A 22,332-nucleotide genomic window follows, 5' to 3' on the forward strand; every position below is an offset into this window, starting at 1 on the left:
TATTCAATTGAAATTTAAAGGAAGACAAATGAAGAAATTACAGATCAGCGCAATCGCTTTTGCAGTTACTAGCATTGCTGCGGGTTCAGCCATGGCGCAGTCATCAAAGACTAACGCATGGGAAGGCTTTTATGGCCAAGTTGGCGTGGGTTACGGCACAATTACCCCTAGCATTCAAAATGGCACTGCTACAGTTTCAGGATTCCCAGTTACTGCAAACACAAATGCAACCAATTTGAATAACTTAAATACTGGTGTAGCCAATATTGCTGCTGGTTATAACTACGGAATTAATGACAAATGGATAGTAGGTCTTGGTCTTTCTTACGACCCAGGCGCAAGCTCAACCGCAACAGGAACGCTTAATGTTACCGCTCCTGTAAATGCTTCTCTAGGCCCATATAGCGGTGCAAAACTGGGCTCTACAAATGCAACATATCAATTTAAGAATGTATATTCGATTACCGTCAATCCTGGCTATGCGATTGATAAGGATAAACTGGCATACATGATGTTGGGTTACACAGGCGCAACTGTTGGTTTATCTAGCCCAGATATTCCGTACAACACAGTTAACCTCACAGGTTATGTTGTTGGACTCGGATACAAGCAAATGATTACCCAATCTCTGTATATGCTCGGCGAAGTGAAGTACGCTTCTTACGGTCAAAAAACAGCATCCGTCTCAGGAAGTGGCGTTACTCTCAGTAATTCTATTAGCGCAAATGGAGCAGAATTGCTCGTAGGCGTTGGTTATCGCTTCTAATTGTTGTAATTTATCAAGTCAAAGCCCTCTCATCGCAGAGGGCTTTTTCTTTAGATTTGTTGTTCCTGTGATTAGAATGAGTCATACAGATTTAACAATCTGACTATAAGTAAAACTAGATCAAGACTGAAAGTAACTCATGGTTAATCCCTCAAAACCTTGGTTGAAACACTATCCTGAGGGTGTACCTCATGATGTCGATATCTCTGGCTATAACTCTTTGCTAGATATGTTCGAGGAAGCTTTTGAACGTTATCCAAATAGACGTGCCTGTGAGTATCTCGATAAGTTCTTAACGTATCGAGAGCTTGATCAGCACTCCAAGCACTTTGCCTCTTACTTGCAAAACCTGGGTTTAGAACCTGGCGCTCGTGTTGCAATTATGTTGCCTAACGTATTGCAATTTCAGATTGCGATGATCGGTATCCTTCGTGCGGGGTACGTAGTGGTCAATGTTAATCCGCTCTATACCGCCCGTGAGTTGGAATATCAACTTAAAGATAGTGGCGCATCAGCTCTAGTCATCTTAGAAAACTTTGCACATGTTTATCAGCACATCGCTGCTGACGTGCCATTGAAAAAGACCATCGTTACTTCACTGGGTGAAATGATTGGACTCAAAGGTGCGGTAGTCAACTTTGTAGTCCGTAATGTTAAAAAACTCGTACCCGCCTGGGACTTGCCTGGTCACATTACTTTCTTAGCGGCACTAGGCGAGGGCAGTCGCCATCACTGGAATAAACCTAATACTTCTTTAAGTGACATTGCCTTTTTGCAATACACAGGGGGCACTACAGGTTTATCTAAAGGCGCCATTCTTTTGCATAGCAATATTCTTTCTAATGTCATCCAGACAGAGTTATGGCTTGAGCCGGGATTAAAGCGTAAGAATGTAGATCAATTGGTTTTCTTATGTGCGCTACCTATGTATCACATCTTTGCCTTAACAGCCTGTTCAGTATTGGGTATGCGCAAAGGTGGTCTGTTAGTTTTGGTTCCTAATCCACGTGATTTCGATGGATTCATCAAGCTATTGAAGAAGCATCCAAATATCAATATTTTCCCTGGTGTTAATACTCTCTTTAATGCACTGATGCATAAACCTGAATTCGCCTCTGTTAAGTTTCCTAATATTTTGGCAACTATTGGTGGTGGCATGGCAATGCAAAAGGTAGTTGCAGATCATTGGCAAGAAATGACTGGCGCTCCTATTGCCGAAGGATATGGCCTTTCAGAAACCTCACCAGTTGCTTGCGTTAACTCTGCTTTAATCGAAAGCTTTACTGGCTATATTGGCTTTCCTGTTCCAAGCACTGAAGTTGTAATCCTGGGTGACGACGGTATTGAGGTACCTTTTGGTACTGCTGGTGAGATTTGTATCCGGGGACCTCAGGTAATGGCTGGGTACTGGAATAAGCCTGAAGAAACTAAGAATGTCATGACATCTGATGGCTTCTTTAAATCAGGCGATATTGGCATTATGAACGCTGACGGTCTCACCAAGATAGTGGATCGCAAAAAAGATATGGTCCTGGTCTCTGGATTTAACGTTTATCCAAATGAGGTGGAAGAAGTCCTGTCTTTGATTCCTGGCGTCTTGGAGTGTGCAGTCATTGGTGTGCCCGATGAAGACTCTGGTGAGGCTGTCAAAGCTTTCGTTGTAAAGCAAGATCAGTCCCTAACAGAAGAAGCTATCTTGGCATTCTGCAAAGAAAACCTTACCAACTATAAGCGCCCAAAGCACATTGTTTTCCGTGCTGATTTGCCAAAAACCAATGTTGGAAAAATCCTAAGACGTGAATTAAGGGATTTATGAGTATTACCAAGGGTCATCGCCCAAGGCTAATCATTTAGAATAAGTTTTTTAGCGCTTTATTAGTAAAAATACTATCGTGATGCTTTGGCTGCGCTCCTTTCTATTCTATTTATTTGGTTTCACAACCGTCATCATTGTTGCTAGCGCAATTATTCTGGTCATTCCCTTTACAAGTCCAAGCACGCGTTACCAGATGGGCGTATTTTGGTGCCGTTTAACCCAAAAAGCACTCTTATTTTTCTGTGGAATAGATCTAAAGATAAAGGGCTTTGAGAATATCCCCCGAGATCCTAATAAGTCATTAATTATTTTGGGCAAGCATCAATCTGCATGGGAAACCTTTATCTACCCAGCTTTCTTTCCAAGACAGCTTTGCTTTGTATTCAAAAGAGAATTATTGTTCGTGCCTTTTTTTGGCTGGGCTTTGGCCTCATTAAAAATGATCCATATCAATCGGGGTGATCGTGAGAAAGCTCGTGAAGCAGTTAACGAGCAGGGCAAAATAGTTTTATCAGAAGGAAAATGGATTGCCATCTATCCAGAAGGTACTCGAACCCCACGTGGATCATTTAAGCCTTACAGAAAAGGCGGTGCGCGCCTTGCCATCAGCACGCAAACAGACATTCTTCCGGTGGCGCAGAACTCTGCTGCGATATGGCCTAGAAATACCTTCGTAAAGCATCCTGGAGTGATTACGCTTTCTATTGGACCGGTGATCTCAGTAGCGGGAAAAACCGAAGAGCAGCTGCAGCTTGAGGTAGAGACTTGGATTGAAGGCGAGATGCGTGTTATTGATGCGCCCGCTTATACAAATTAACTAAGCGACTAATAGAAAGGCTAACAATGTACCTTAGCTTTTCTTCATCTTCTTTCGTATGTACAAAGTCTTGGTGATGCGCGCCACCACATCATCTTCTTGATCTTTTACGTCGACTACAAAGTCCCTTAAGACCTTATCTCCAGGCTCTGCGGCAGTAACAATTTCATCTAATTGGTCTTGAGTAATTTCAAAACTAGCATGAACTTTTCCTTTGCCCGGCTTGAGGAATTCAATCTTGGCCGCCTGATCCCAAATAATATAACCCTTACCTAGATTCTGAGACACCATCATCATGAAGAAGGGGTCAGTCATTGCAAAGAGGCTACCACCAAAATGTACGCCCACAATATTGCGGTTCAATAGACCATGCTTGAGACGTACCTTGGCATGACGAAAGTCTTTGGCAATATGCTCAACTGTAATGCCAGCACCCAGAAATGGGGGCCATAGATTCATGCCCCTGCGCAAGAGATTAGCGTTCATTGTTGAAAGCCTCTATTTAGATGAAGGGGTTTTGCCAACCATTTTGACTGCTCTCAAGAAATCAAAGTCCACGCCTTGATCTGCTTGAGTCACGGTATCCAAAAAGAGCTTCTTATAGCCGCGATCAGCGGTAGGTGAGGTAATAGGATTGTCTTTCATGCGCTGAGCTAGTTCTACATCGGAAATTAACAGGCTAATTTCACGATTCTTCACGCTCAAGCGAATGCGATCACCGTTACGAACTTGTGCCAAAGGACCGCCAATAGCCGATTCAGGAGTAACGTGCAACACAATCGTACCGAAGGCAGTGCCGCTCATACGTCCATCGGAGATCCGCACAATATCTTTGACGCCAGCTCGTGCCAATTTCATGGGAATAGGGATGTATCCAGCCTCTGGCATGCCAGGAGCACCTTTAGGCCCAATATTTTTGAGTACCAAAATATCATCAGCAGTGACATCTAAATCTGCGCTATCAATACGGTTGGCTAAATCGGCGGCATCTTCAAACACCACAGCACGACCTTCATGTTCCATGAGCTTTTCATTGGCAGCCGACTGCTTGATGATGGCGCCGCCAGGTGCTAAATTGCCGTGCAATACAGCAATACTGCCACGTGGGTAAATGGGTTTATCAAATGGGCGGACGACATCTTGTTTAAAGCTCGGTGGGGCAGCATCAATCTCTTCCCCAAGAGTTCTGCCGGAAACCGTCATTGCATCTAACTTTAAAAGTGGCTTGAGTTCACGTAGCAGGGTAGTCATGCCACCGGCGTCATGGAAATTTTCCATATAGTGGTCACCAGAGGGTTTTAAGTCCACCAAAACAGGAGTCTCATCACCCATCTTATCGAGTGCATCCAAATCAATCTCTAGACCCATACGGCCAGCAATAGCAGCTAAGTGAACAATGCCATTAGTGGATCCGCCAATGGCTAATAAAACACGCATCGCATTTTCAAATGCGTCTGCAGTAAGTACCTTATCAATCGTTAAGCCTTCTTTAGCCATCTTCACAGCACAAGTACCAGTTTCTTCGGCGACGCGGATGCGGTCTGCAGTGACTGCTGGTGGCGTTGCGCCGCCTGGAACCGTCATACCTAGGGCTTCCGAGATACAGGCCATCGTGCTTGCTGTACCCATTACGGAACAAGTGCCAACACTGGCTACTAGTTGATCGTTAACCTCATCTTTTTCAACTTCATCAATTTCACCGGCGCGGAATTTACCCCAGTAACGGCGACAGTCAGTGCAAGCGCCTACACGTTCGCTGCGATGGGATCCGGTGAGCATTGAGCCGGTAATCAGTTGAATGGCGGGTAAGCCTGCAGAAGCGGCACCCATCATTTGTGCAGGAACAGTTTTATCGCAACCACCAATCATGACGACTGCATCCATTGGTTGTGCGCGTAACATTTCTTCGGTGTCCATGGACATCAGATTGCGCAAGTACATACTTGTTGGCGCTGCAAAACTCTCATGGATAGAGATCGTTGGAAATTCCATTGGCAGACCACCAGCTAACATCACACCGCGCTTTACCGCTTCCAAAAGCTGAGGCATATTGCCGTGACAGGGGTTGTAAGCGCTACCGGTATTGATAATGCCGATTACAGGGCGATCTAATGCGCTATTGGTATAGCCGGCACCTTTGATGAAGGCCTTGCGTAAAAATAAAGAGAAGCCTTTATCTCCATAGCTGGTCAAGCCTTTACGTAAACCGCTCTCTGCTGGATCTTTTGGTTTATTACTCATGATTGTCTCGTATCTCTTTTTAATGTTCTTTGGCTTTATTGTAGCGATGGAATAGCCTATTTACCTACAGTCCGCCACCCCAGCGGTACTGCCAAGAGATCCCCAGCGCGGTGTAATCAGTATTGGTGTTGGAGTAGACACCTTTGCTACCAGTTAGGCGGATCGAATTGTGCTTATTAATAGGGTAAGAAAAAGTGCTGCCAAAACGCCAATTTTCTTGTGAGCCACTAATTGCCGTCCCGTTGACATATTTCTGACCACCCATGAAATAGGTAGCATCGGCAGAGATATAGGCCGTATTCTGAAAGTAATAGATCGCATGGGCTTCCGAGGAATATATGGGATTTTGAGAGAGCGTATTACTTCCCAGAAAACTGGTGTTGCTGGTGTAGATCGTGGCCATACCTGCCAGCTCCAAACGCCATGGTCCAACTGCTTGAGATGCTCCGATGGCTGGCTGAATAAGAGAGCGATTGGCACCCACATTGAGCATTTGCTCACTGTTGTACTTACCCCATGGGATGGATGCCGCAAGACTAGTGCCAATAATAAGATCTTGTTTATAGTTATTAAATTCTTCTAGCGAGAGTGCTGGCGCACCATAAAGATTGGCAGAGATCTTTACAACAGGATCAGATAAGCCTTCGGCAGTTGCATTTATATTTTGAGGGCCAAGACTACCGGTGCCAGAAAGTTGAGCATAGGGCAGTAATAAGCTAATTCTGCCCGACTGCCCAAATACATCAATGATGCGGGTCAGATTTACCGCCTCTGTAGTGAGGGTATAAGAACCGCTTTTAGCTTGAGCAATGCCGCCGGTAACAAAGTTTATACCAATGGGCGCATTGGAATAAGCGCGTGCTTCAATTTCTTGGGCAGAAACTTGTTGACAGAAAAACACCAACAGACATAGCCAAAAAATTCTCACGCAATACAAATAAGGCAATTATTTTTTGGAGCCAAACAAGACTGCAAGAGTTTCAGTATTGCCTACGACCATATTAAAGCCCACAAAAATCAAGTAAGGCCAAACAATTAACCAATACACAATTGACATGGCAAGGACTCTTAATGGATCGCCGCTTCCAAAAGATGCCATAGAGGCAATAAATTCTTTACCATTAATGAGTCCATGCACTCCAGCTTCAAGATAATTCAGGGCGATGACCACCACTAGATAGATCAGCGACTCAAGCATGAGTGACTTAACAATGCCGCTTTGTTTATCAATCTTAATTGGATAAACAGCCTGAGCAATCAACATAAATTTTGCCGATAAAGCAGCTTTAATCAACGCAAACCCAAAAAGAGAAAGAGGAATGGGGCGCTCTTCAAGAGCAGTTGCAGCCATAAAGGCAATCGCGCAGAACCAGGTGCCGAAGTAAATCGATAAAGCAAACGCTTTCTTAATTTCCTCTTCGAGCTTCATTTTCAAGCCTGGTTTGTTTGAGGCGCTCTTAGCGATGTTAGTCATGAAGATCTTTTATCAGAAGAATGGGGAAGTTAATCGCCGCAAGTAGAGCAAGAGCTAGAAGTAGCTACTTCAGCTGGTGCGGGTTCTTGTGTATAGCGTGCAATAAAAGCATGTGAAGTAACCATTGGAATTTTGAGCCAAACAAAGTGACCTGAGCCAGGAGCAACATCAATCGACTCGCCCTTCATATTCCACATCTCTGTCAACACAACATCCGTGTTTCCGTTTGGTTCGATGATTTCAATTTTGTCACCAACAGAAAAACGATTCTTGACATCTACCTTAATTCGGCCGGTGGCAGCGTCGATCTCGAGTGTTTCTCCAACATATAGGCTGCGGCCAGATAGAGAGTGACCACGCATATAGAGTTGATACTCTTTGTCATGGTGACGCTCATAAAAGCCATCGGTATAACCGCGGTTGGCTAAACCTTCTAATTGACCTAACAGGGCGGTATTAAACGGCTTGCCTTGAACGGCATCATTAATCGCCGCCCTATAGGATTGAACGGTCCTTGAAACGTAATAAGGTGATTTGGTGCGACCTTCAATTTTGAAAGAGTCAACACCCATCTTAGTTAGGCGCTCAATATGCTCAACGGCTCGCAGATCTTTTGAGTTCATGATGTAGGTACCATGCTCATCTTCTTCCATTGGCATCAAGTCATCAGGGCGACGTGCTTCCTGAAGCAGTACAACATCACCACTCGTATTTTGTTGCCCAGGCTTCACCTTGTAATCCCAGCGGCAAGCATTCGTGCAGGCGCCTTGATTAGAGTCGCGGTGAGACATATAGCCCGATAACAAGCAGCGACCTGAGTAGGCAATACAGAGAGCGCCATGAACAAATACCTCAAGCTCCATCTCAGGGCAGTCTTGACGCACTTCCTCAATTTCATCAAAAGAGAGTTCGCGCGACAAAATCACACGACTAATGCCAACAGATCGCCAAAACTTAGCAGAAGCACCATTCACGGTATTGGCCTGTACCGATAAATGAATTGGCATATCTGGCCAAGCTTCGCGTGCCATCATGATTAGTCCAGGATCAGACATGATTAAAGCATCCGGCTTTAATGCAATTACTGGATCCATATCCTTAATGTAGGTACGCGTCTTACCACCGTGAGGTAATAAGTTAGAAACTAAATAAAACTTCTTGCCCAATTCATGGGCTGTATCGATACCTTGCTTGAGAACCTCGATCTTGCCAAAGTCGTTATTGCGAACCCGGAGTGAATAACGAGGCTGTCCGGCATAAATGGCGTCTGCGCCAAAATCAAAGGCAGTACGCAGCATAGAAAGGCTGCCGGCTGGAGCGAGGAGTTCAGGAATCTTAGTCATCCGGCTATTTTAGTGAATACGGCCGAACTTGTTTGATTTGCTCCATGACTCAGTCCTGAGGCCTGCTAGAACTGGGTTTACGTAGGCCTGACAAGTAGGCAGCTAGCTAATGAAGAGTATCCTACGGATGATGTGGAGAGCATTGTCAAGATGAACGGGGAGCCTTCCCTTTGACTTTTCACCCTAAATTGAAGGCGCTTACTAAAAAAGCAGAACGAATCCAGAAAGAATGCAATGACAAAACTCGCATCCAAACCCATCCTAAAAAAAGCCAGCGGTATTTTGGCCCAAGAGTTTGCAATACCTAAAGATATTGCCTGGGCATGGGTGACTTTGCTGCTCTCACAAGAAGAGCAAAAGCGCGATAGCGAAGAAAAGCGCTACAGCCGCATTGCTGAATTTGAAGCTTGGATTTTAGGTCTAAGTCTACCAACTGATTCAAAGAATCCTGAGAGCGGTGCAGTGAGTCCTGAGGCAGTTAAAAATTCCGCCAGAAATGTCTTTGAGTGGCCACATGAGTACATCTTCGAAGAAACAGCAGCGCCCAATCATATGGATGCTAAGATTACCTATAGCGATACCATCACCAAACCTATTTTGGATGCAGTGAAAGATGCTGGTGGATCCAATGACCGAGCAGCACTGATCGCCATCTTAGAAGGCTATGCAAAGGAAGGTAAAGAGCCGTTCGCTAATGTCACACCAGAAGGCATCGAATGGAAAGGTAGTGTTTGGAAGGAGGGGGATAAATACAATCTTCTGACATTGAAGTCTCTCCATAATCGCCTGTCCAACTTGCGCAAGAAGGGCTTGATCTAAGAGATCGACTTAATCAGTCCTCATAAAGAAAAAGCCCCTAGATTTCTCTAGGGGCTTTACTTATTTGGCTCCTCGACCTGGGCTCGAACCAGGGACCTACGGATTAACAGTCCGGCGCTCTACCGACTGAGCTATCGAGGAATAAGCCGATATTATAGCAAGATGAAATCACTTCTTCCCACTTCTGTGCAGATCCCCAAAGTACTGACCATTGCTGGGTCCGATAGCGGCGGTGGGGCAGGGCTCCAGGCTGACCTGAAGGTCATCACCGCCCTTGGTGGCTACGGCATGTCAGTCATAACTGCAATTACCGCCCAAAATACCTTGGGCGTCACACGTATTCAGGATGTTGATCTTGACGTGGTTGAAGCCCAGATTGACGCAGTTTTAATGGATATTGGTGCTGATATTGTCAAAATCGGCATGCTGGCTAACCCAGAAATAGTCCGAACAGTTGCTAAATCTTTACGCAAACATGGTGTTAAACGTATTGTTTTAGACCCTGTTTTGCGCGCAACCTCCGGCGCTAGCTTAGGTGGTGACGATACCGCTCAAGCAATGATTACTGAATTATTTCCGATGGCATTGCTCGTTACTCCTAACTTAGATGAAGCTTCATTGCTGCTAGGTCGCGAAATAAGTGGTCCCAATGATTTCAAATTAGCCGCCGAAGAATTACTCGAGATGGGCCCACAAGCAGTGCTCATCAAAGGCGGGCATTTAGACAGTACGCATACCCAAATTACCGATTATTTAATGTGGCGTACGCTTGAAGACGGCCTTGAAGTGGTTCAGTCAAAAGAATTCAAGCACTACCGTGTTAACACAGCAAACACGCACGGCACCGGATGTTCTTTAGCGTCTGCCATTGCTACCTATCTAGCTGATGGTCATGATCTAGCTCATGCAGTTGCTAAGGCAATAGCCTATGTCGAGGCAGGCTTAGAGGCGGGGCGTTTCTTAAGTGTTGGCGAAGGTCCAGGGCCTCTATGGCACATGCACGATTTTTATCCAACTGCGCTGCTTGATGAAAAAACGAAGCTTTAGCAGTGTTTTTGACCTCAATCTACTATGGTTAAAGACCTTAATTGCCATAAGATGTCTTTCTTTGGATAATGTAGGCTATGAGCAATTTCTTCATTGACTATCAAACAAAAGCTGCTACATCAGCTTTTATGGATAAGGTTGCTCAATACTTTCCAATAGAAAAAGCATTGTTGTTTGGAAGTCGAGCTAGGGGTACTCATCACGTAGAAAGTGACGCCGATGTTGCTATTCTTTTGAAAGGCCTAGCAACTCCATTTATGGCGACAAAATTTGCTATGGATGACCTTGCTTATGAAGTTCTTTTAGAGACCGGTATACGTATTCAGCCGCTACCAATATGGCAGGAAGAATGGGATCATCCAGAAACTTATTCAAATCCAAGCCTTATCAATAATGTGCGAAACGAAGGTATTGTGCTTTGAAGGCAAAAGAACTTTTTATTAAAGCGACAACAGCAGCTACCTCGGCAAAAATACTATTAAATGCTGATGATTTCGATGGAGCATGTAATCGAGCCTATTACGCTATGTTTGACGCTGCTCGAGGTGCTTTACTTGCTTCCGGTGAGGTAGATTCGGTCGAGCATACAAAAACCCACAGTGGCCTCATATCTGTTTTTAGTTTGAAATTGGTGAAAACAGGTCAAGTCTCAATTGAATTTGGCAAAGCATTAAACAGGGTCGAAGATCTTCGTTTAATGGGTGATTACAAAGGTGATTTGGTGGCCAAGGAGGATGCTCAATGGGCGGTTGCTAAAGCAAGTGAATTCGTTGAGCACCTTTTGGGGTTATTTGATAAATCCTAAATCGATTTAAGCCTGCATTAATTCTTGTAAGCGCTTAACTGCTGCCTTAGGGTCTTTAGCTTGGGTAATGGCTCTCACAACAGCTACAGAACCAACACCACTTTTTGCTACTGCATGAATGCTATCTTGATCAATGCCACCAATAGCTACCAGCGGGTAGTTGCTCATGAGTTGAGCATATCGATATAAACGACCCAGTCCTTGCGGCGCCGTAGGCATTTTCTTTAGATTCGTTGGAAACACGGCTCCCATCGCAATGTAACTCGGGCAATAGCGATCCGCATAAGCCAGCTCTGCATAGCCATGAGTACTTAGTCCCAGCCTTAAACCTGCGCCCCGGATTTCTTCTAGGTTGGCATCTACTAAATCCTCTTGACCTAAATGCACGCCATAGGCGCCGGCATCAATTGCTTCTTGCCAGTAATCATTAATGAAGAGCAGAGTTTTACTATCTTTAACTGCAGCAACAGATTCCTTGATTTGTTTTCGGATCTTGGATTTTTCATCCGACTTAAAGCGAAGTTGTACTGTAGGCAGCTCCACCTCAACCATGCGCTTTACCCAATCAGCATCCGGCATGACACCATACAAGCCTAAACGTTTTGGACATTCTTTAAACGCATTGGGATTCATATTGCGAGTCCAGGGCAGTAAATCAAAATGCTCTGGCCTGCTAGGCCATTTAAAGGGATTAAAGCCACCATCTTGCAAAGTCATGCGAGACCACGCCTTACCCAGGATTCTGGCATCAGACTCTATAAATCCCATCTTAATTGCTGCTAGAGCACCGGCTAATTCGTAATGATCGACTGCTGCTTCGTTATCAATCAGTGGAGGCGGAGAGTTCAGGCTAAAGCTCGGAATCGGAATACATAAATCTTCATTGCGATGCGCAGCAACAATTTGATCAGCAAGGTCACGAATCAGGCTCATGTGTTCAGTGTACTTAACTTAGCGTCACTACGATTGGTGCCAAAAAGGAGTGCCCACCAATGGAGTGCTTGCCTGGGCTGATTCCTGGGGCTTCATAGCGCCAGATAAATAGGCTGTACGACCCGCATCAACCGCCATTGCAAAGGCTTTGGCCATCACTACAGGATCATCCGCCAAGGCTACTGCGGTATTCAGCAGTACACCATCAAATCCCCATTCCATGACGGTGCATGCATGTGAAGGCAGCCCTAGGCCGGCATCCACCAAGAGCGGAACCTTCAGACGATCACGCAAGAGTTTCATGGCATATGGATTTAAAGGGCCTTGTCCGGTACCAATTGGAGCAGCCCAAGGCATCACCGCTTGGCAGCCGACATCAACCAAACGTTGGCACAAAATGAGATCCTCCGTGCAATACGGCAGAACCTTAAAGCCATCTTTAATCAGAGTCTCTGCTGTCTGCACTAAGCGCAAGACATCGGGTTGCAAAGTGTAATCATCGCCAATAAGCTCTAACTTGATCCAATCTGTTTCGAATACTTCGCGCGCCATTTGCGCGGTAGTAATCACTTCTTCTGGGCTATGGCAACCAGCGGTATTCGGTAGAACAGGAACCGCCATCTTCTTAAGTAAATCCCAAAAGCCGCTATGCGCTTCTGCAGTTGATGTTCCTTGGCGACGCAAGCTTACAGTAATCATGCCGGGATTCGATACTTGTACAGCGTTCTCCAGCACCTGTGGAGAGGGGTAGCGTGAGGTCCCTAGCAGCAAGCGACTCGCAAAGCTCTCGCCATAAAGGACAAGTGTATCGGCGCTATTGAGGTTATTAGGTAAAGGAGCGTTCATAGCAAAATAATTGGTTCTTAATCAGCCGCCAGTAACTGGAGCAATCACTTCAATTTGGTCATTCTCATTTAATGCAAAGTCTGCATGCTTAGTCTTGGGCACAAAGTTGAGATTTACGGCAACGGCATAGGGTGGCTTCGCATTGATCAAGGCTAGAGCATCACTCACCATACTCTTGCTAGGCAACTCATAAGCTACTTGATTCACGATTACGCGCATACCGCCTCAATCTGGTTGCAATCTTGAGTCACACTCAACCCTAAATCCAATGCAGTCTTACTTGTGCCGAACTCCAGAAGCTCTAATGCGCAATCGAGTACTGCAGGAGAAATCATAAAACCATGGCGATATAAGCCATTGATCATGATCAAATCTGCAAGCCCTTTATTTCTTATCGACCGAATTTCTGGGAGATTATTTTTTAAAGTGGGGCGACAATGCGTCGCCATCTCCAAAATGCGCGCTTCTGCAAACCCACTATGAACGGTATAAACGGCACTGAGTAACTCCATAGCAGAGCGTACGCTCATTTCTGATAGGTCATCGGATTCGATCTCAGTGGCACCCACCACATAGACATCATTTTCTTTAGGAGCAATATAAATTGGATAGCGCGGATGGATTAGGCGTGTAGGGCGACGCAACTTCACCTCTGGCGCATAGAGTCTGATCACTTCACCGCGAACACCGCGCAAGTTATTGGACTTATCTCCAGTTGACCAAGCTTCTTTAGCGCCCGTACCGCGACAATCAATTACCGCTTTATAGCCAGTCTGTTTGCGCAATTCAGAAGGTTCGATCTCGGTATGCCAGTGGCAATTGACCTTCAATAGCGTTAATTCGCTAGCGAGAGCATCCAATAGCTGGCGATTATCCAATTGCCCTTCATTGGGTAAATACAGTCCCTGAGTAAAGCGATCGGCAACGCCAGGCTCGAGTTCGCGTAATGCTTCATTATTGAGCTTTTGTGGTTCGCTGAGATCAGCGTTTGAGCGACAATTCTTATCTAAATGAGCAGCAAAGCGTTCAGCTTCACTAGCATCTTGGCGGTGCCACAAAATCAAGGTGCCAACTTGCTGAAAGTAAATCGGTGAAGATAAGTTAGCAATAAGCTCCTTCCAGCGAGGCAGGCTATGCAAACCCATGCGCACAACAGAATCTTCAGTAATTGCAGACTCAGCTAATGGTGCCAACATTGCTGCAGCAATGCGCGCAGCAGCATGAGAACCATCAGGGCCGCCTTTATCAAAGAGATCGACTTGAGCACCTCCTTTAGCAAGCGCAACAGCCAGCAAGCGACCCATTAGGCCGCCGCCAACAATTGCGTATTTGCTATTGGAGAAGCTTGCGCTAGTCATCTTTATCTTTTTAGCTGGTTGGCTTACTGATAAATCTCACTACCGCGCTTACGGAACTCCGCAGACATTTCTTCCATGCCCTTAGAAGCGTCAGCTACTTCAGTAATGGGAATGACTTTAGCTTTCGGATTGCCATCGGCATCTAGGGTTGCCGCGTAGTCACGAACTTCTTGAGTGATCTTCATCGAGCAGAACTTTGGACCACACATAGAGCAGAAGTGCGCAATCTTGGCGCCTTCAGCTGGCAGTGTTGCGTCGTGATACTCACGCGCGCGCTCAGGATCTAAGCCTAGATTAAATTGGTCTTCCCAGCGGAATTCAAAGCGCGCTTTGGAAAGGGCGTTATCACGCACTTGTGCACCAGGCAACCCTTTGGCTAAGTCAGCACCATGGGCAGCAATCTTGTAAGTAATGATGCCTTCGCGTACATCTTCTTTATCTGGCAATCCCAAATGCTCCTTTGGTGTGACATAGCAAAGCATTGCTGTGCCATACCAACCGATTTGCGCAGCACCAATGCCGCTGGTGATGTGGTCATAGCCAGGGGCAATATCGGTAATCAATGGTCCGAGGGTGTAGAAGGGAGCTTCTAAGCAATGCTTGAGCTCTTCAGTCATATTCTCTTCAATGCGCTGCATTGGAACGTGACCAGGACCCTCGATCATGACTTGCACATCATGTTTCCAAGCTTTAGCAGTCAATTCACCAAGTGTATGGAGCTCACCAAACTGTGCGGCATCATTAGAGTCAGCAATACAACCAGGGCGCAAGCCATCACCCAAGCTAAATGACACGTCATACGCTTTCATGATCTCGCAAATCTCATCAAACTTTGTGTACAGGAAGTTTTCTTTGTGATGAGCCAAGCACCATTTAGCCATGATCGAGCCGCCACGAGAAACAATGCCCGTAATACGATCAGCTGTTAACGGTACATAGCGTAGCAATACACCCGCATGAATGGTGAAGTAATCCACGCCTTGCTCTGCTTGCTCAATGAGCGTGTCACGGAACATTTCCCAAGTGAGATCTTCTGCAATACCACCGGTTTTATCTAGTGCTTGATAAATTGGAACTGTGCCAATAGGTACTGGAGAGTTGCGAATAATCCATTCGCGAGTCTCATGAATATGCTTACCAGTGGAGAGATCCATGATAGTGTCTGCACCCCAACGAATGGACCACACCATCTTTTCAACTTCTTCATTAATGGATGAAGTAACGGCAGAGTTGCCTAAGTTACCGTTAATCTTCACGCGGAAGTTACGGCCAATAATCATTGGCTCTAATTCAGGGTGATTGATATTTGCTGGAATAATTGCGCGTCCTGCAGCAATCTCGGAGCGAACAAATTCACCGGTGACGATGTCAGGCAGGTTTGCGCCATAACCTTTGCCTGGGTGCTGCTTCAATAACTGCTTGTAGGCTGGATCTTTGCGCAGTTGCTCAAGGCCCATGGATTCACGCAGGGCGATGTATTCCATTTCAGGGGTGATGATTCCTTGGCGAGCGTAATACATCTGACTGACGTTATGGCCGGATTTAGCAACGCGCGGTGCGCTGATATGAGAAAAGCGTAAATTTTGTGTGGCTTCATCTTGAGAACGCGCAACGCCGTATTCGGAGCTGGGTCCTGTCAACTGGATGGTGTCATTGCGTTCAGCAATCCAGGCATCACGTAGTCTTGGCAAACCTTTTTCAAGATTGATCACAACATCTGGATCGCTGTATGGGCCTGAAGTGTCATAAACAGGCACTGGCGGATTTGCCAATATTTCTTCACCTACGCGAGTAGGTAGTTGCTCAATCATCCGGATTGGCGCCTTGACATCAGGTCTTGACCCTTGAAGGTAAGTTTTGGTTGAGGCAGGATAGGCAAACTTTTGCCCGAAGTCGCGCTCTAAGCTTTTAAGGCTTGGAATCTCATGTTTAGCGTTTTTAGTTGAGGTGTTGCCTGTACTCATGTCCATCTCCTAGCTGTTTTAGATGGACGAAACCGGGTGTCGGTCTGATGTAACTCCCCACGCCAGCATTACCTGGATCGGGTTCTAGGGTCTTTCTCAGCGCCTTCTGGCAAAACTGCTATGAAGGGCACCCCTGTTTCATCCTTAAGATGAATTTAACCACGAATTGATTGATTACTGTATGACACCAGTCAAGCGGTAGGTGGAATTAATCAAATGGGGTGAAATAGCCTATTTATTGCGGCGCAATATGAAATCAGCCGTAACAAAGGCGGCATCAGAGGTAAATTCATCGGCCAAGATTCTGGCAGCAGCCTCTGGCAGTGATATTTCAATAAAGCCACTCACTTCGCCATCATGATTTGTGGGGACAAAGTTATCAGCCAGCTCTAAATCGTAGATGTATAGCTGCTCATCATGAAAGCCTCGACCTTGAGATGGGCGGCGCATATGAATCCGTCCCACAGGTTCAATCTGATCGGAGATTTGTTCGGGTACACCAGCCTCTTCCCAAAGTTCGCGTCGTGCGCTGACCCAGGGTGTTTCATCAGCAGTAATTCCGCCGGCAGCCAAGTTGTCTAACTTGCCTGGATCAGTAGGTTTAGTTTCACTGCGTCTACCCAGCCAAATGGTGTTGCCGCGGGTGTAACCATTGATATGCGTTGCCATACTCCGAAAACCAAAGGTACGAAACGCAGCGCGCTCCATGCGAAAGTATTTGTGACCATTTAGATCAACCCAAGCAAAGTCTTCGTTACGCCAGCCTGGAATAAATCCACCCAGTCTCATGCGATTGGCTAACTGATAAAGACTATTGGATAATTCTCTAGGCTTACCCAATTGAATGGTGAGCTTGTCATGACCCATGGCAATGAGTGCAATGGATTCTTTTTGTAAAGACTCTTGCAGATAAGGAATAAATTCTGGATTGAGGTGGCCAATGAGTTGCTCACCTGTTGCACCGCGGGATAAATAAATCGGCAGGTATTCTGCAGGAGCAGAGCGCGCCGTGTTTTGGAGCATCTCCTCGAGGGCGGCTAAGGTGCTGGTTGAAAGGCTGGTCATGCCCTAAGTGTAAGGGAACTTCGCGTTCTACGCCCTGATTAAAAAAGTTCCATAACACAAAATCTTATAGGAACTAGATTAAATATTTATAAACAAACACGCAAAGTAGGGAAAGATATTTTGCACACAAATTAGGCAAGCTAGGCCTACCTATACAAATCTGTGACTTACGAAAACTTTTGAGGATTTATCCACAATGCCTGTGGATAAGTATTGGGAATTTTTGGTCCCGCCGACAGGAATCGAACCTGTATCCCACGCTTAGGAGGCATGTGCACTATCCATTGTGCTACGGCGAGATGCTAGGAAAGCAAAAAGTGTGCTATGTCAATTCTAATGAATTACCAACCACACAGTGCCCATACTTGATTTGTTACTGCCACCATCATATCGGGTGCGAAGTACATCGAGAAAACAAACAACAAAGCGAATAGAGCAAACCCGTAAAAAATGATTTTCCCACTACTTGGCTTTCTCTTAAGCATTGGCCACTCTATGAATTGCCCGTTCCTTTACAGGAAGATTAACTAAGAAAGCAAAGACGCCCAATCCAATTGCAATTTCCCAAACAATTAAATAGGAGCCAGTTTGGTCAAACAAATAACCACCTAAGAAGGCTCCGCAGAAACTACCCAATTGATGTGAGAAAAAGATGAGACCAGAGAGCATCGTCAAATACTTCACACCAAAAATTTGCGCAACGATACCGTTAGTCAGTGGAATAGTTGAGAGCCACAAGAAGCCCATGATGGCGGCAAAGATGTAAGTACTCATTGGTGTGGGTGGCAATAACAAGAACGCTGTAATGGCAATGGAACGCCCAATATAGATTGCAGATAGTAAATAGCGTTTAGGGAAGCGCTGACCTAGGATGCCAGAGCTATAGGTGCCGAAGATATTAAACAGGCCGATTAAGGCTAGGGCGGTCGTGGCGACAACCGGAGCCCCGACAGCTGGATAGGTAGAAGACAGGTCCTTAAGGTAAGGTGCCAAATGAACCGCAATAAACACCACCTGAAAACCGCAAACAAAATAACCTAAGGTCAGATAACGAAAGCTTGGATTACCCATTGCTTCCTTTAAGGCCTGTTTAATCGTCTGATCACCCAGATTATGGTTATAGGTAAAATTCTTTTCACGCAACATAAATGCAGTTGGAATCATTAGACTGGCCATCAATGCCAACATGAGAAGCGCATCTTGTGTGCCAAACATACTGAGCAAGCCTTGCTCGGCTGGAATCATGAGGAACTGACCAAATGAACCGGCAGCTGCAGTAATGCCCATTGCCCAAACTCGTTTCTCCGCAGACACATTGCGCCCCAGGATTCCATAGACCACGCTGTAGGTCGTGGCAGTTTGTGCCAAACCAATGAGCAAGCCACCAGCTAATGTGAAATTCATGACATCAGTAGATATGGCCATTCCTGCCAAACCTAGGGCATACAAAATCCCACCGGCAACCATAATTTTGAATGCCCCGTAACGATCCGCCAAAGCCCCAGTAACTGGTTGTACAGCTCCCCAAATCAGATTTTGCAAAGCAATAGTCAGAGCAAACGTTTCGCGACCCCAGCCATTGGCTGAAGTAATGGGTAAATTAAAGAGGCCAAAGCCATGACGAATACCCATCGATAGGGTGACCATAAGTCCACCATAGATGAGGACTTCCTTCATCGAAAGCCCTGCTTTGGATGTCTGTGTTGTCATGGTTCCTAGATGATTCCCTTAGTGCGTAAGGCTTCAATCGCTTGATCATCTAGTTTGAGACGTTCATGCAAAATCTCTTGTGTATGTTGACCAAGCGTAGGCGGCGCCATTCGCACCTCTGTTGGTGTTTTAGAAAGACGCATAGGACTAGCAACCAATTTCATATTGCCAACAGTAGGGTGTGGAACATTGATCTCTACCCCACGAGCTATGACTTGCTCGTTTTCAAAGACTTCTTTGAAATTATTAATCGGTCCACAAGGAACATTCACTTTTTCTAGAAGTGACATCCATTCCTTCTTAGTTTTTTTACGGGTCATGGCTTCCAGTAGCGGCACTAGCTCATCTCGGTGTTGAACACGGAGTGGGTTAGTGGCGTAACGTGGATTATCAGCAAGGTGAGCTTCTTCGCCAGCCATAACAAAGTGTCTATATTGACCATCATTGCCAGCAGCAACAATCATCCAGCCATCCGATGTTGGGAAGGTCTGATACGGAACAATGGTTACGGAGGCATTGCCAATTCGACGGGGCACTTTTTCAGATGTAAGGTAGGCGCTTGAAACATTAGCCATCACTGCAATTTGGGTATCCAATAAAGCCATATCGATGTATTGGCCTTCACCTGTATGGTCACGGTGAATGACTGCTGCCAATATGGCTGTAGAGGCATACATGCCGGTAAAGATGTCTGCGATTGCAACCCCTGCTTTTTGTGGGCTAGCTCCTTTAACACCATCCGCTTCACCGGTCACACTCATAAATCCGCCCATACCCTGAACGATGAAGTCATAGCCAGGACGATTAGCAAAGGGGCCGGTCTGACCAAAACCTGTAATTGAGCAGTAGATCAAATCTGGCTTTACTTTTTTGAGGCTTTCATAATCAAGGCCATATTTAGCGAGGTCGCCAACTTTGTAGTTTTCAATCACCACATCCGATTCGGCAGCCAGCTGACGGATCAACTCTTGACCTTCGGGCTTTGCAATGTCAACTGTAATCGAGCGCTTATTGCGGTTAATGCAAATAAAATAGGCAGACTCTTCAGTTTCCTGGCCATTGGCGTCTTTGACAAAGGGAGGCCCCCAGTGGCGGGTATCGTCGCCAACGACCGGTCTTTCGACTTTGATGACATCTGCACCCAAATCCGCTAGGTTTTGAGCGCACCAAGGCCCTGCCAAGACTCGGCTAAGGTCTAAAACGCGAATATGACTTAAGGCTCCCATCCCCCAATTTTGGCATGGATGACAGGGGAATTCCCGAAAAATTCGGTCTGGAGCTCAGACATGACTACAATTTGCGCGCATGGCTACCCGTAAAACTTCCGAATACAGCGAATCGTCAATTCAGGTCCTAAAAGGGCTAGAACCAGTCCGTCAACGGCCTGGAATGTACACCCGCACCGATAATCCACTCCACATCATTCAAGAGGTGCTTGATAACGCATCTGATGAGGCTTTAGGTGGTTTTGGCAAGCAAATCATCGTTACGATGCATGCCGATGGCAGCGTAAGCGTAGAAGATGATGGTCGCGGCATTCCAGTGGGTATGCATCCTACCGAAAAATTGCCGGTAGTTGAGATTGTGTTTACCCAGTTGCATGCTGGTGGTAAGTTTGAAAAAGGCACTGGTGGTGCATACGCATTCTCGGGCGGCTTACACGGAGTTGGTGTTTCCGTAACGAATGCATTATCCAAAAGATTAGAAGTCACCGTTTGGCGTGATGGCCAAATGTCGACATTGACCTTTGCTGACGGCAAAGTCATTGAAAAGCTCAAAACGATTTCTTCTGCAAAAGAAGATAAGTCGCACGGTACCCGCGTTCGCACTTGGCCAGACGGTAAGTATTTTGATAGCTCAGTGATTCCAATGCCTGAGCTCATTCGTCTATTACGTTCCAAGGCTGTTTTATTGCCAGGTGTGAAGGTAACACTGATTCAAGAAAAATCAGGCGATACCCAGACATGGCAATACGCACAAGGCTTGCGTGGCTACTTAAACGAAGCGATTGCGCAAGCAGGTCATGGTGCCGAAGTCATTCCTCCATTCGAAGGCGAGCAATACGCTACCGGCACTGGAGAGGAAGATTCTTTTGCTGAAGGCGAGGGCGCGGCTTGGGTTGTTTGCTGGACTGAAGATGGCGCACCAGTACGCGAGAGTTATGTGAACTTGATTCCAACACCTGCAGGCGGCACGCACGAAAGTGGTTTGCGTGAAGGTTTATTTAATGCTGTTAAAGGCTTTATTGAGATGCATGCATTGCAACCGAAAGGTGTGAAGCTAATGCCTGAGGATGTGTTTGCGCGCGCATCCTTTATTTTGTCTGCCAAAGTATTAGATCCTCAGTTCCAGGGTCAGATTAAAGAGCGGCTGAATTCTCGTGATGCCGTACGTTTAGTTTCTGGCTATGTGAAGTCTGCTTTAGAGCTTTGGCTCAACCAACATGTTGACTACGGTCGCAAGTTAGCTGACCTGGTAATCAAGCAAGCACAAGCGAGAACCCGTGCCGGCCAAAAAGTTGAGAAGAAAAAATCCTCTGGCGTAGCTGTACTCCCGGGCAAGCTTACAGATTGCGAGAGCGAAGATATTGGTATGAATGAAATCTTCCTAGTAGAGGGTGATTCTGCTGGCGGTTCAGCCAAAATGGGGCGAAATAAGGAATATCAGGCGATTCTTCCATTGCGGGGCAAGGTATTAAATACTTGGGAAGCTGAGCGCGATCGCTTATTTGCCAATAATGAAGTGCATGACATTGCTGTAGCAATTGGTGTTGATCCTCACGGAGCAAATGACAGTCCTGATCTATCTAATCTGCGCTATGGCAAGGTTTGCATTTTGTCTGATGCGGACGTCGATGGTGCACACATCCAGGTATTGCTCTTAACCTTGTTCTACAAGCATTTCCCCAAACTCATTGAGTTAGGGCATGTGCATATTTCTAGGCCACCACTATTTAGAGTCGATGCTCCAGCGCGTGGCAAGAAACCAGCGCAAAAGATTTATGCCCTAGATGCTAATGAGCTTCAAGCGATTGAAGATAAATTACGTAAAGATGGTGTCAAAGAAACTGCATGGCAAATCTCCCGCTTTAAGGGTCTGGGAGAGATGAGTGCTGAGCAACTTTGGGATACGACTTTGAATCCAGATACTCGTCGTTTACTACCAGTCACTTTGGGCACATGGACTGAAGACGAAACGTTTAAAACAATGGATATGTTGATGGGTAAATCAGAGTCCGGTGCACGCCGTGATTGGCTAGAAGAGCGCGGTAATGAAGTGGAGGCGGATATCTAATGACAACTAAAAAGACTCCTGGAAAAAATACTCC

The 22,332-nt window shown here is 45.9% G+C and carries 21 protein-coding genes, 2 tRNA genes and 1 riboswitch; of the genes, 8 read left to right on the top strand and 15 right to left on the bottom strand.

Annotation, left to right across the window (positions count from 1 at the left end; genetic code table 11):
• Nucleotides 1–28 precede the first annotated feature (28 nt).
• The 3 genes from AOC28_RS02285 to AOC28_RS02295 all read left to right on the top strand — a co-directional run bounded on the left by AOC28_RS02285 (nt 29) and on the right by AOC28_RS02295 (nt 3,399).
• Nucleotides 29–766: an outer membrane beta-barrel protein gene (locus AOC28_RS02285; RefSeq protein WP_072582358.1), complete on the top strand. Its 738-nt coding sequence runs from the start codon at nt 29–31 to the stop codon at nt 764–766.
• Nucleotides 767–905: 139 nt separating this feature from the next.
• Nucleotides 906–2,582, top strand: coding sequence for a long-chain-fatty-acid--CoA ligase (locus AOC28_RS02290; protein WP_072582359.1), 1,677 nt, complete (start codon nt 906–908; stop codon nt 2,580–2,582).
• 79 nt (nt 2,583–2,661) lie between these two features.
• Complete coding sequence (locus AOC28_RS02295) at nt 2,662–3,399, top strand: lysophospholipid acyltransferase family protein (RefSeq protein WP_072582360.1); 738 nt, start codon at nt 2,662–2,664, stop codon at nt 3,397–3,399.
• A 33-nt stretch (nt 3,400–3,432) separates the two neighbouring features.
• Here the strand turns inward: AOC28_RS02295 and AOC28_RS02300 are convergent, their stop codons facing one another.
• From AOC28_RS02300 to AOC28_RS02320, 5 genes are all read right to left on the bottom strand, one after another.
• Nucleotides 3,433–3,885, bottom strand: a complete 453-nt coding sequence (locus tag AOC28_RS02300) for a DUF4442 domain-containing protein (protein ID WP_072582361.1) — start codon at nt 3,883–3,885, stop codon at nt 3,433–3,435.
• Between the two features lie 12 nt (nt 3,886–3,897).
• A complete protein-coding gene (locus tag AOC28_RS02305) occupies nt 3,898–5,640 on the bottom strand; it encodes an IlvD/Edd family dehydratase (protein ID WP_072582362.1) in 1,743 nt (580 codons plus the stop codon).
• Between the two features lie 64 nt (nt 5,641–5,704).
• Complete coding sequence (locus AOC28_RS02310; RefSeq protein WP_237767714.1) at nt 5,705–6,568, bottom strand: transporter; 864 nt, start codon at nt 6,566–6,568, stop codon at nt 5,705–5,707.
• A gap of 18 nt (nt 6,569–6,586) precedes the next feature.
• Nucleotides 6,587–7,114 carry a hypothetical protein gene (locus AOC28_RS02315; RefSeq protein ID WP_072582364.1) on the bottom strand — a complete coding sequence of 176 codons (528 nt, stop codon included), beginning with the start codon at nt 7,112–7,114 and terminating at the stop codon, nt 6,587–6,589.
• 29 nt (nt 7,115–7,143) lie between these two features.
• Nucleotides 7,144–8,457 carry a U32 family peptidase gene (locus AOC28_RS02320; protein ID WP_072582365.1) on the bottom strand — a complete coding sequence of 438 codons (1,314 nt, stop codon included), beginning with the start codon at nt 8,455–8,457 and terminating at the stop codon, nt 7,144–7,146.
• A 234-nt stretch (nt 8,458–8,691) separates the two neighbouring features.
• Between AOC28_RS02320 and AOC28_RS02325 the strand changes: the two genes are divergently transcribed.
• Nucleotides 8,692–9,276, top strand: coding sequence for a hypothetical protein (locus tag AOC28_RS02325; protein WP_072582366.1), 585 nt, complete (start codon nt 8,692–8,694; stop codon nt 9,274–9,276).
• A gap of 65 nt (nt 9,277–9,341) precedes the next feature.
• Here AOC28_RS02325 and AOC28_RS02330 read toward each other — a convergent pair.
• Nucleotides 9,342–9,417: transfer RNA gene (locus tag AOC28_RS02330), tRNA-Asn, on the bottom strand.
• Nucleotides 9,418–9,438: 21 nt separating this feature from the next.
• On the opposite strand from AOC28_RS02330, the gene thiD reads away from it, so the two are divergent.
• The 3 genes from thiD (at nt 9,439) to AOC28_RS02345 (ending at nt 11,128) form a co-directional block, all read left to right on the top strand.
• Nucleotides 9,439–10,323, top strand: coding sequence for a bifunctional hydroxymethylpyrimidine kinase/phosphomethylpyrimidine kinase (gene thiD, locus AOC28_RS02335; RefSeq protein WP_072582367.1), 885 nt, complete (start codon nt 9,439–9,441; stop codon nt 10,321–10,323).
• A 77-nt stretch (nt 10,324–10,400) separates the two neighbouring features.
• The gene (locus AOC28_RS02340; RefSeq protein WP_072582368.1) at nt 10,401–10,745 is read left to right on the top strand and encodes a nucleotidyltransferase domain-containing protein; all 345 of its coding nucleotides are present in this window, start codon (nt 10,401–10,403) and stop codon (nt 10,743–10,745) included.
• Complete coding sequence (locus AOC28_RS02345) at nt 10,742–11,128, top strand: HEPN domain-containing protein (RefSeq protein ID WP_072582369.1); 387 nt, start codon at nt 10,742–10,744, stop codon at nt 11,126–11,128. The genes AOC28_RS02340 and AOC28_RS02345 overlap by 4 nt, the downstream gene beginning before the upstream one ends.
• 6 nt (nt 11,129–11,134) lie before the next feature.
• Here the strand turns inward: AOC28_RS02345 and thiE are convergent, their stop codons facing one another.
• From thiE to AOC28_RS02390, 9 genes are all read right to left on the bottom strand, one after another.
• The gene (gene thiE / locus AOC28_RS02350; protein ID WP_072582370.1) at nt 11,135–12,061 is read right to left on the bottom strand and encodes a thiamine phosphate synthase; all 927 of its coding nucleotides are present in this window, start codon (nt 12,059–12,061) and stop codon (nt 11,135–11,137) included.
• 27 nt (nt 12,062–12,088) lie between these two features.
• Nucleotides 12,089–12,907 (bottom strand): thiazole synthase, encoded by an 819-nt coding sequence (locus tag AOC28_RS02355; RefSeq protein WP_072582371.1) that lies wholly within the window; start codon nt 12,905–12,907, stop codon nt 12,089–12,091.
• Nucleotides 12,908–12,928: 21 nt separating this feature from the next.
• Nucleotides 12,929–13,126, bottom strand: coding sequence for a sulfur carrier protein ThiS (gene thiS / locus AOC28_RS02360; RefSeq protein ID WP_072582372.1), 198 nt, complete (start codon nt 13,124–13,126; stop codon nt 12,929–12,931).
• The gene (locus tag AOC28_RS02365) at nt 13,117–14,265 is read right to left on the bottom strand and encodes an FAD-dependent oxidoreductase (protein ID WP_072582373.1); all 1,149 of its coding nucleotides are present in this window, start codon (nt 14,263–14,265) and stop codon (nt 13,117–13,119) included. The genes thiS and AOC28_RS02365 overlap by 10 nt, the downstream gene beginning before the upstream one ends.
• Before the next feature lie 23 nt (nt 14,266–14,288).
• Complete coding sequence (gene thiC / locus AOC28_RS02370; protein ID WP_072582374.1) at nt 14,289–16,229, bottom strand: phosphomethylpyrimidine synthase ThiC; 1,941 nt, start codon at nt 16,227–16,229, stop codon at nt 14,289–14,291.
• Between the two features lie 37 nt (nt 16,230–16,266).
• Nucleotides 16,267–16,374, bottom strand: a riboswitch (TPP riboswitch).
• Nucleotides 16,375–16,460: 86 nt separating this feature from the next.
• Nucleotides 16,461–17,294, bottom strand: coding sequence for a DUF4743 domain-containing protein (locus AOC28_RS02375; protein ID WP_072582375.1), 834 nt, complete (start codon nt 17,292–17,294; stop codon nt 16,461–16,463).
• Nucleotides 17,295–17,518: 224 nt separating this feature from the next.
• Nucleotides 17,519–17,593, bottom strand: a tRNA-Arg gene (locus AOC28_RS02380).
• A 178-nt stretch (nt 17,594–17,771) separates the two neighbouring features.
• Entirely contained in the window at nt 17,772–19,004 is a 1,233-nt protein-coding gene (locus tag AOC28_RS02385) for an MFS transporter (protein ID WP_072582376.1), read from the bottom strand.
• Nucleotides 19,005–19,009: 5 nt separating this feature from the next.
• On the bottom strand, nt 19,010–20,230 hold the full coding sequence (locus tag AOC28_RS02390) for a CaiB/BaiF CoA-transferase family protein (protein WP_072582377.1): 1,221 nt from the start codon (nt 20,228–20,230) through the stop codon (nt 19,010–19,012).
• Between the two features lie 79 nt (nt 20,231–20,309).
• On the opposite strand from AOC28_RS02390, the gene AOC28_RS02395 reads away from it, so the two are divergent.
• Nucleotides 20,310–22,298: a DNA topoisomerase IV subunit B gene (locus AOC28_RS02395; protein WP_072582378.1), complete on the top strand. Its 1,989-nt coding sequence runs from the start codon at nt 20,310–20,312 to the stop codon at nt 22,296–22,298.
• The last annotated feature ends 34 nt before the right edge of the window (nt 22,299–22,332 follow it).

The organism is Polynucleobacter sp. MWH-Adler-W8 (assembly GCF_001889925.1).
In the GTDB taxonomy this organism is placed as follows: Bacteria; Pseudomonadota; Gammaproteobacteria; order Burkholderiales; family Burkholderiaceae; genus Polynucleobacter.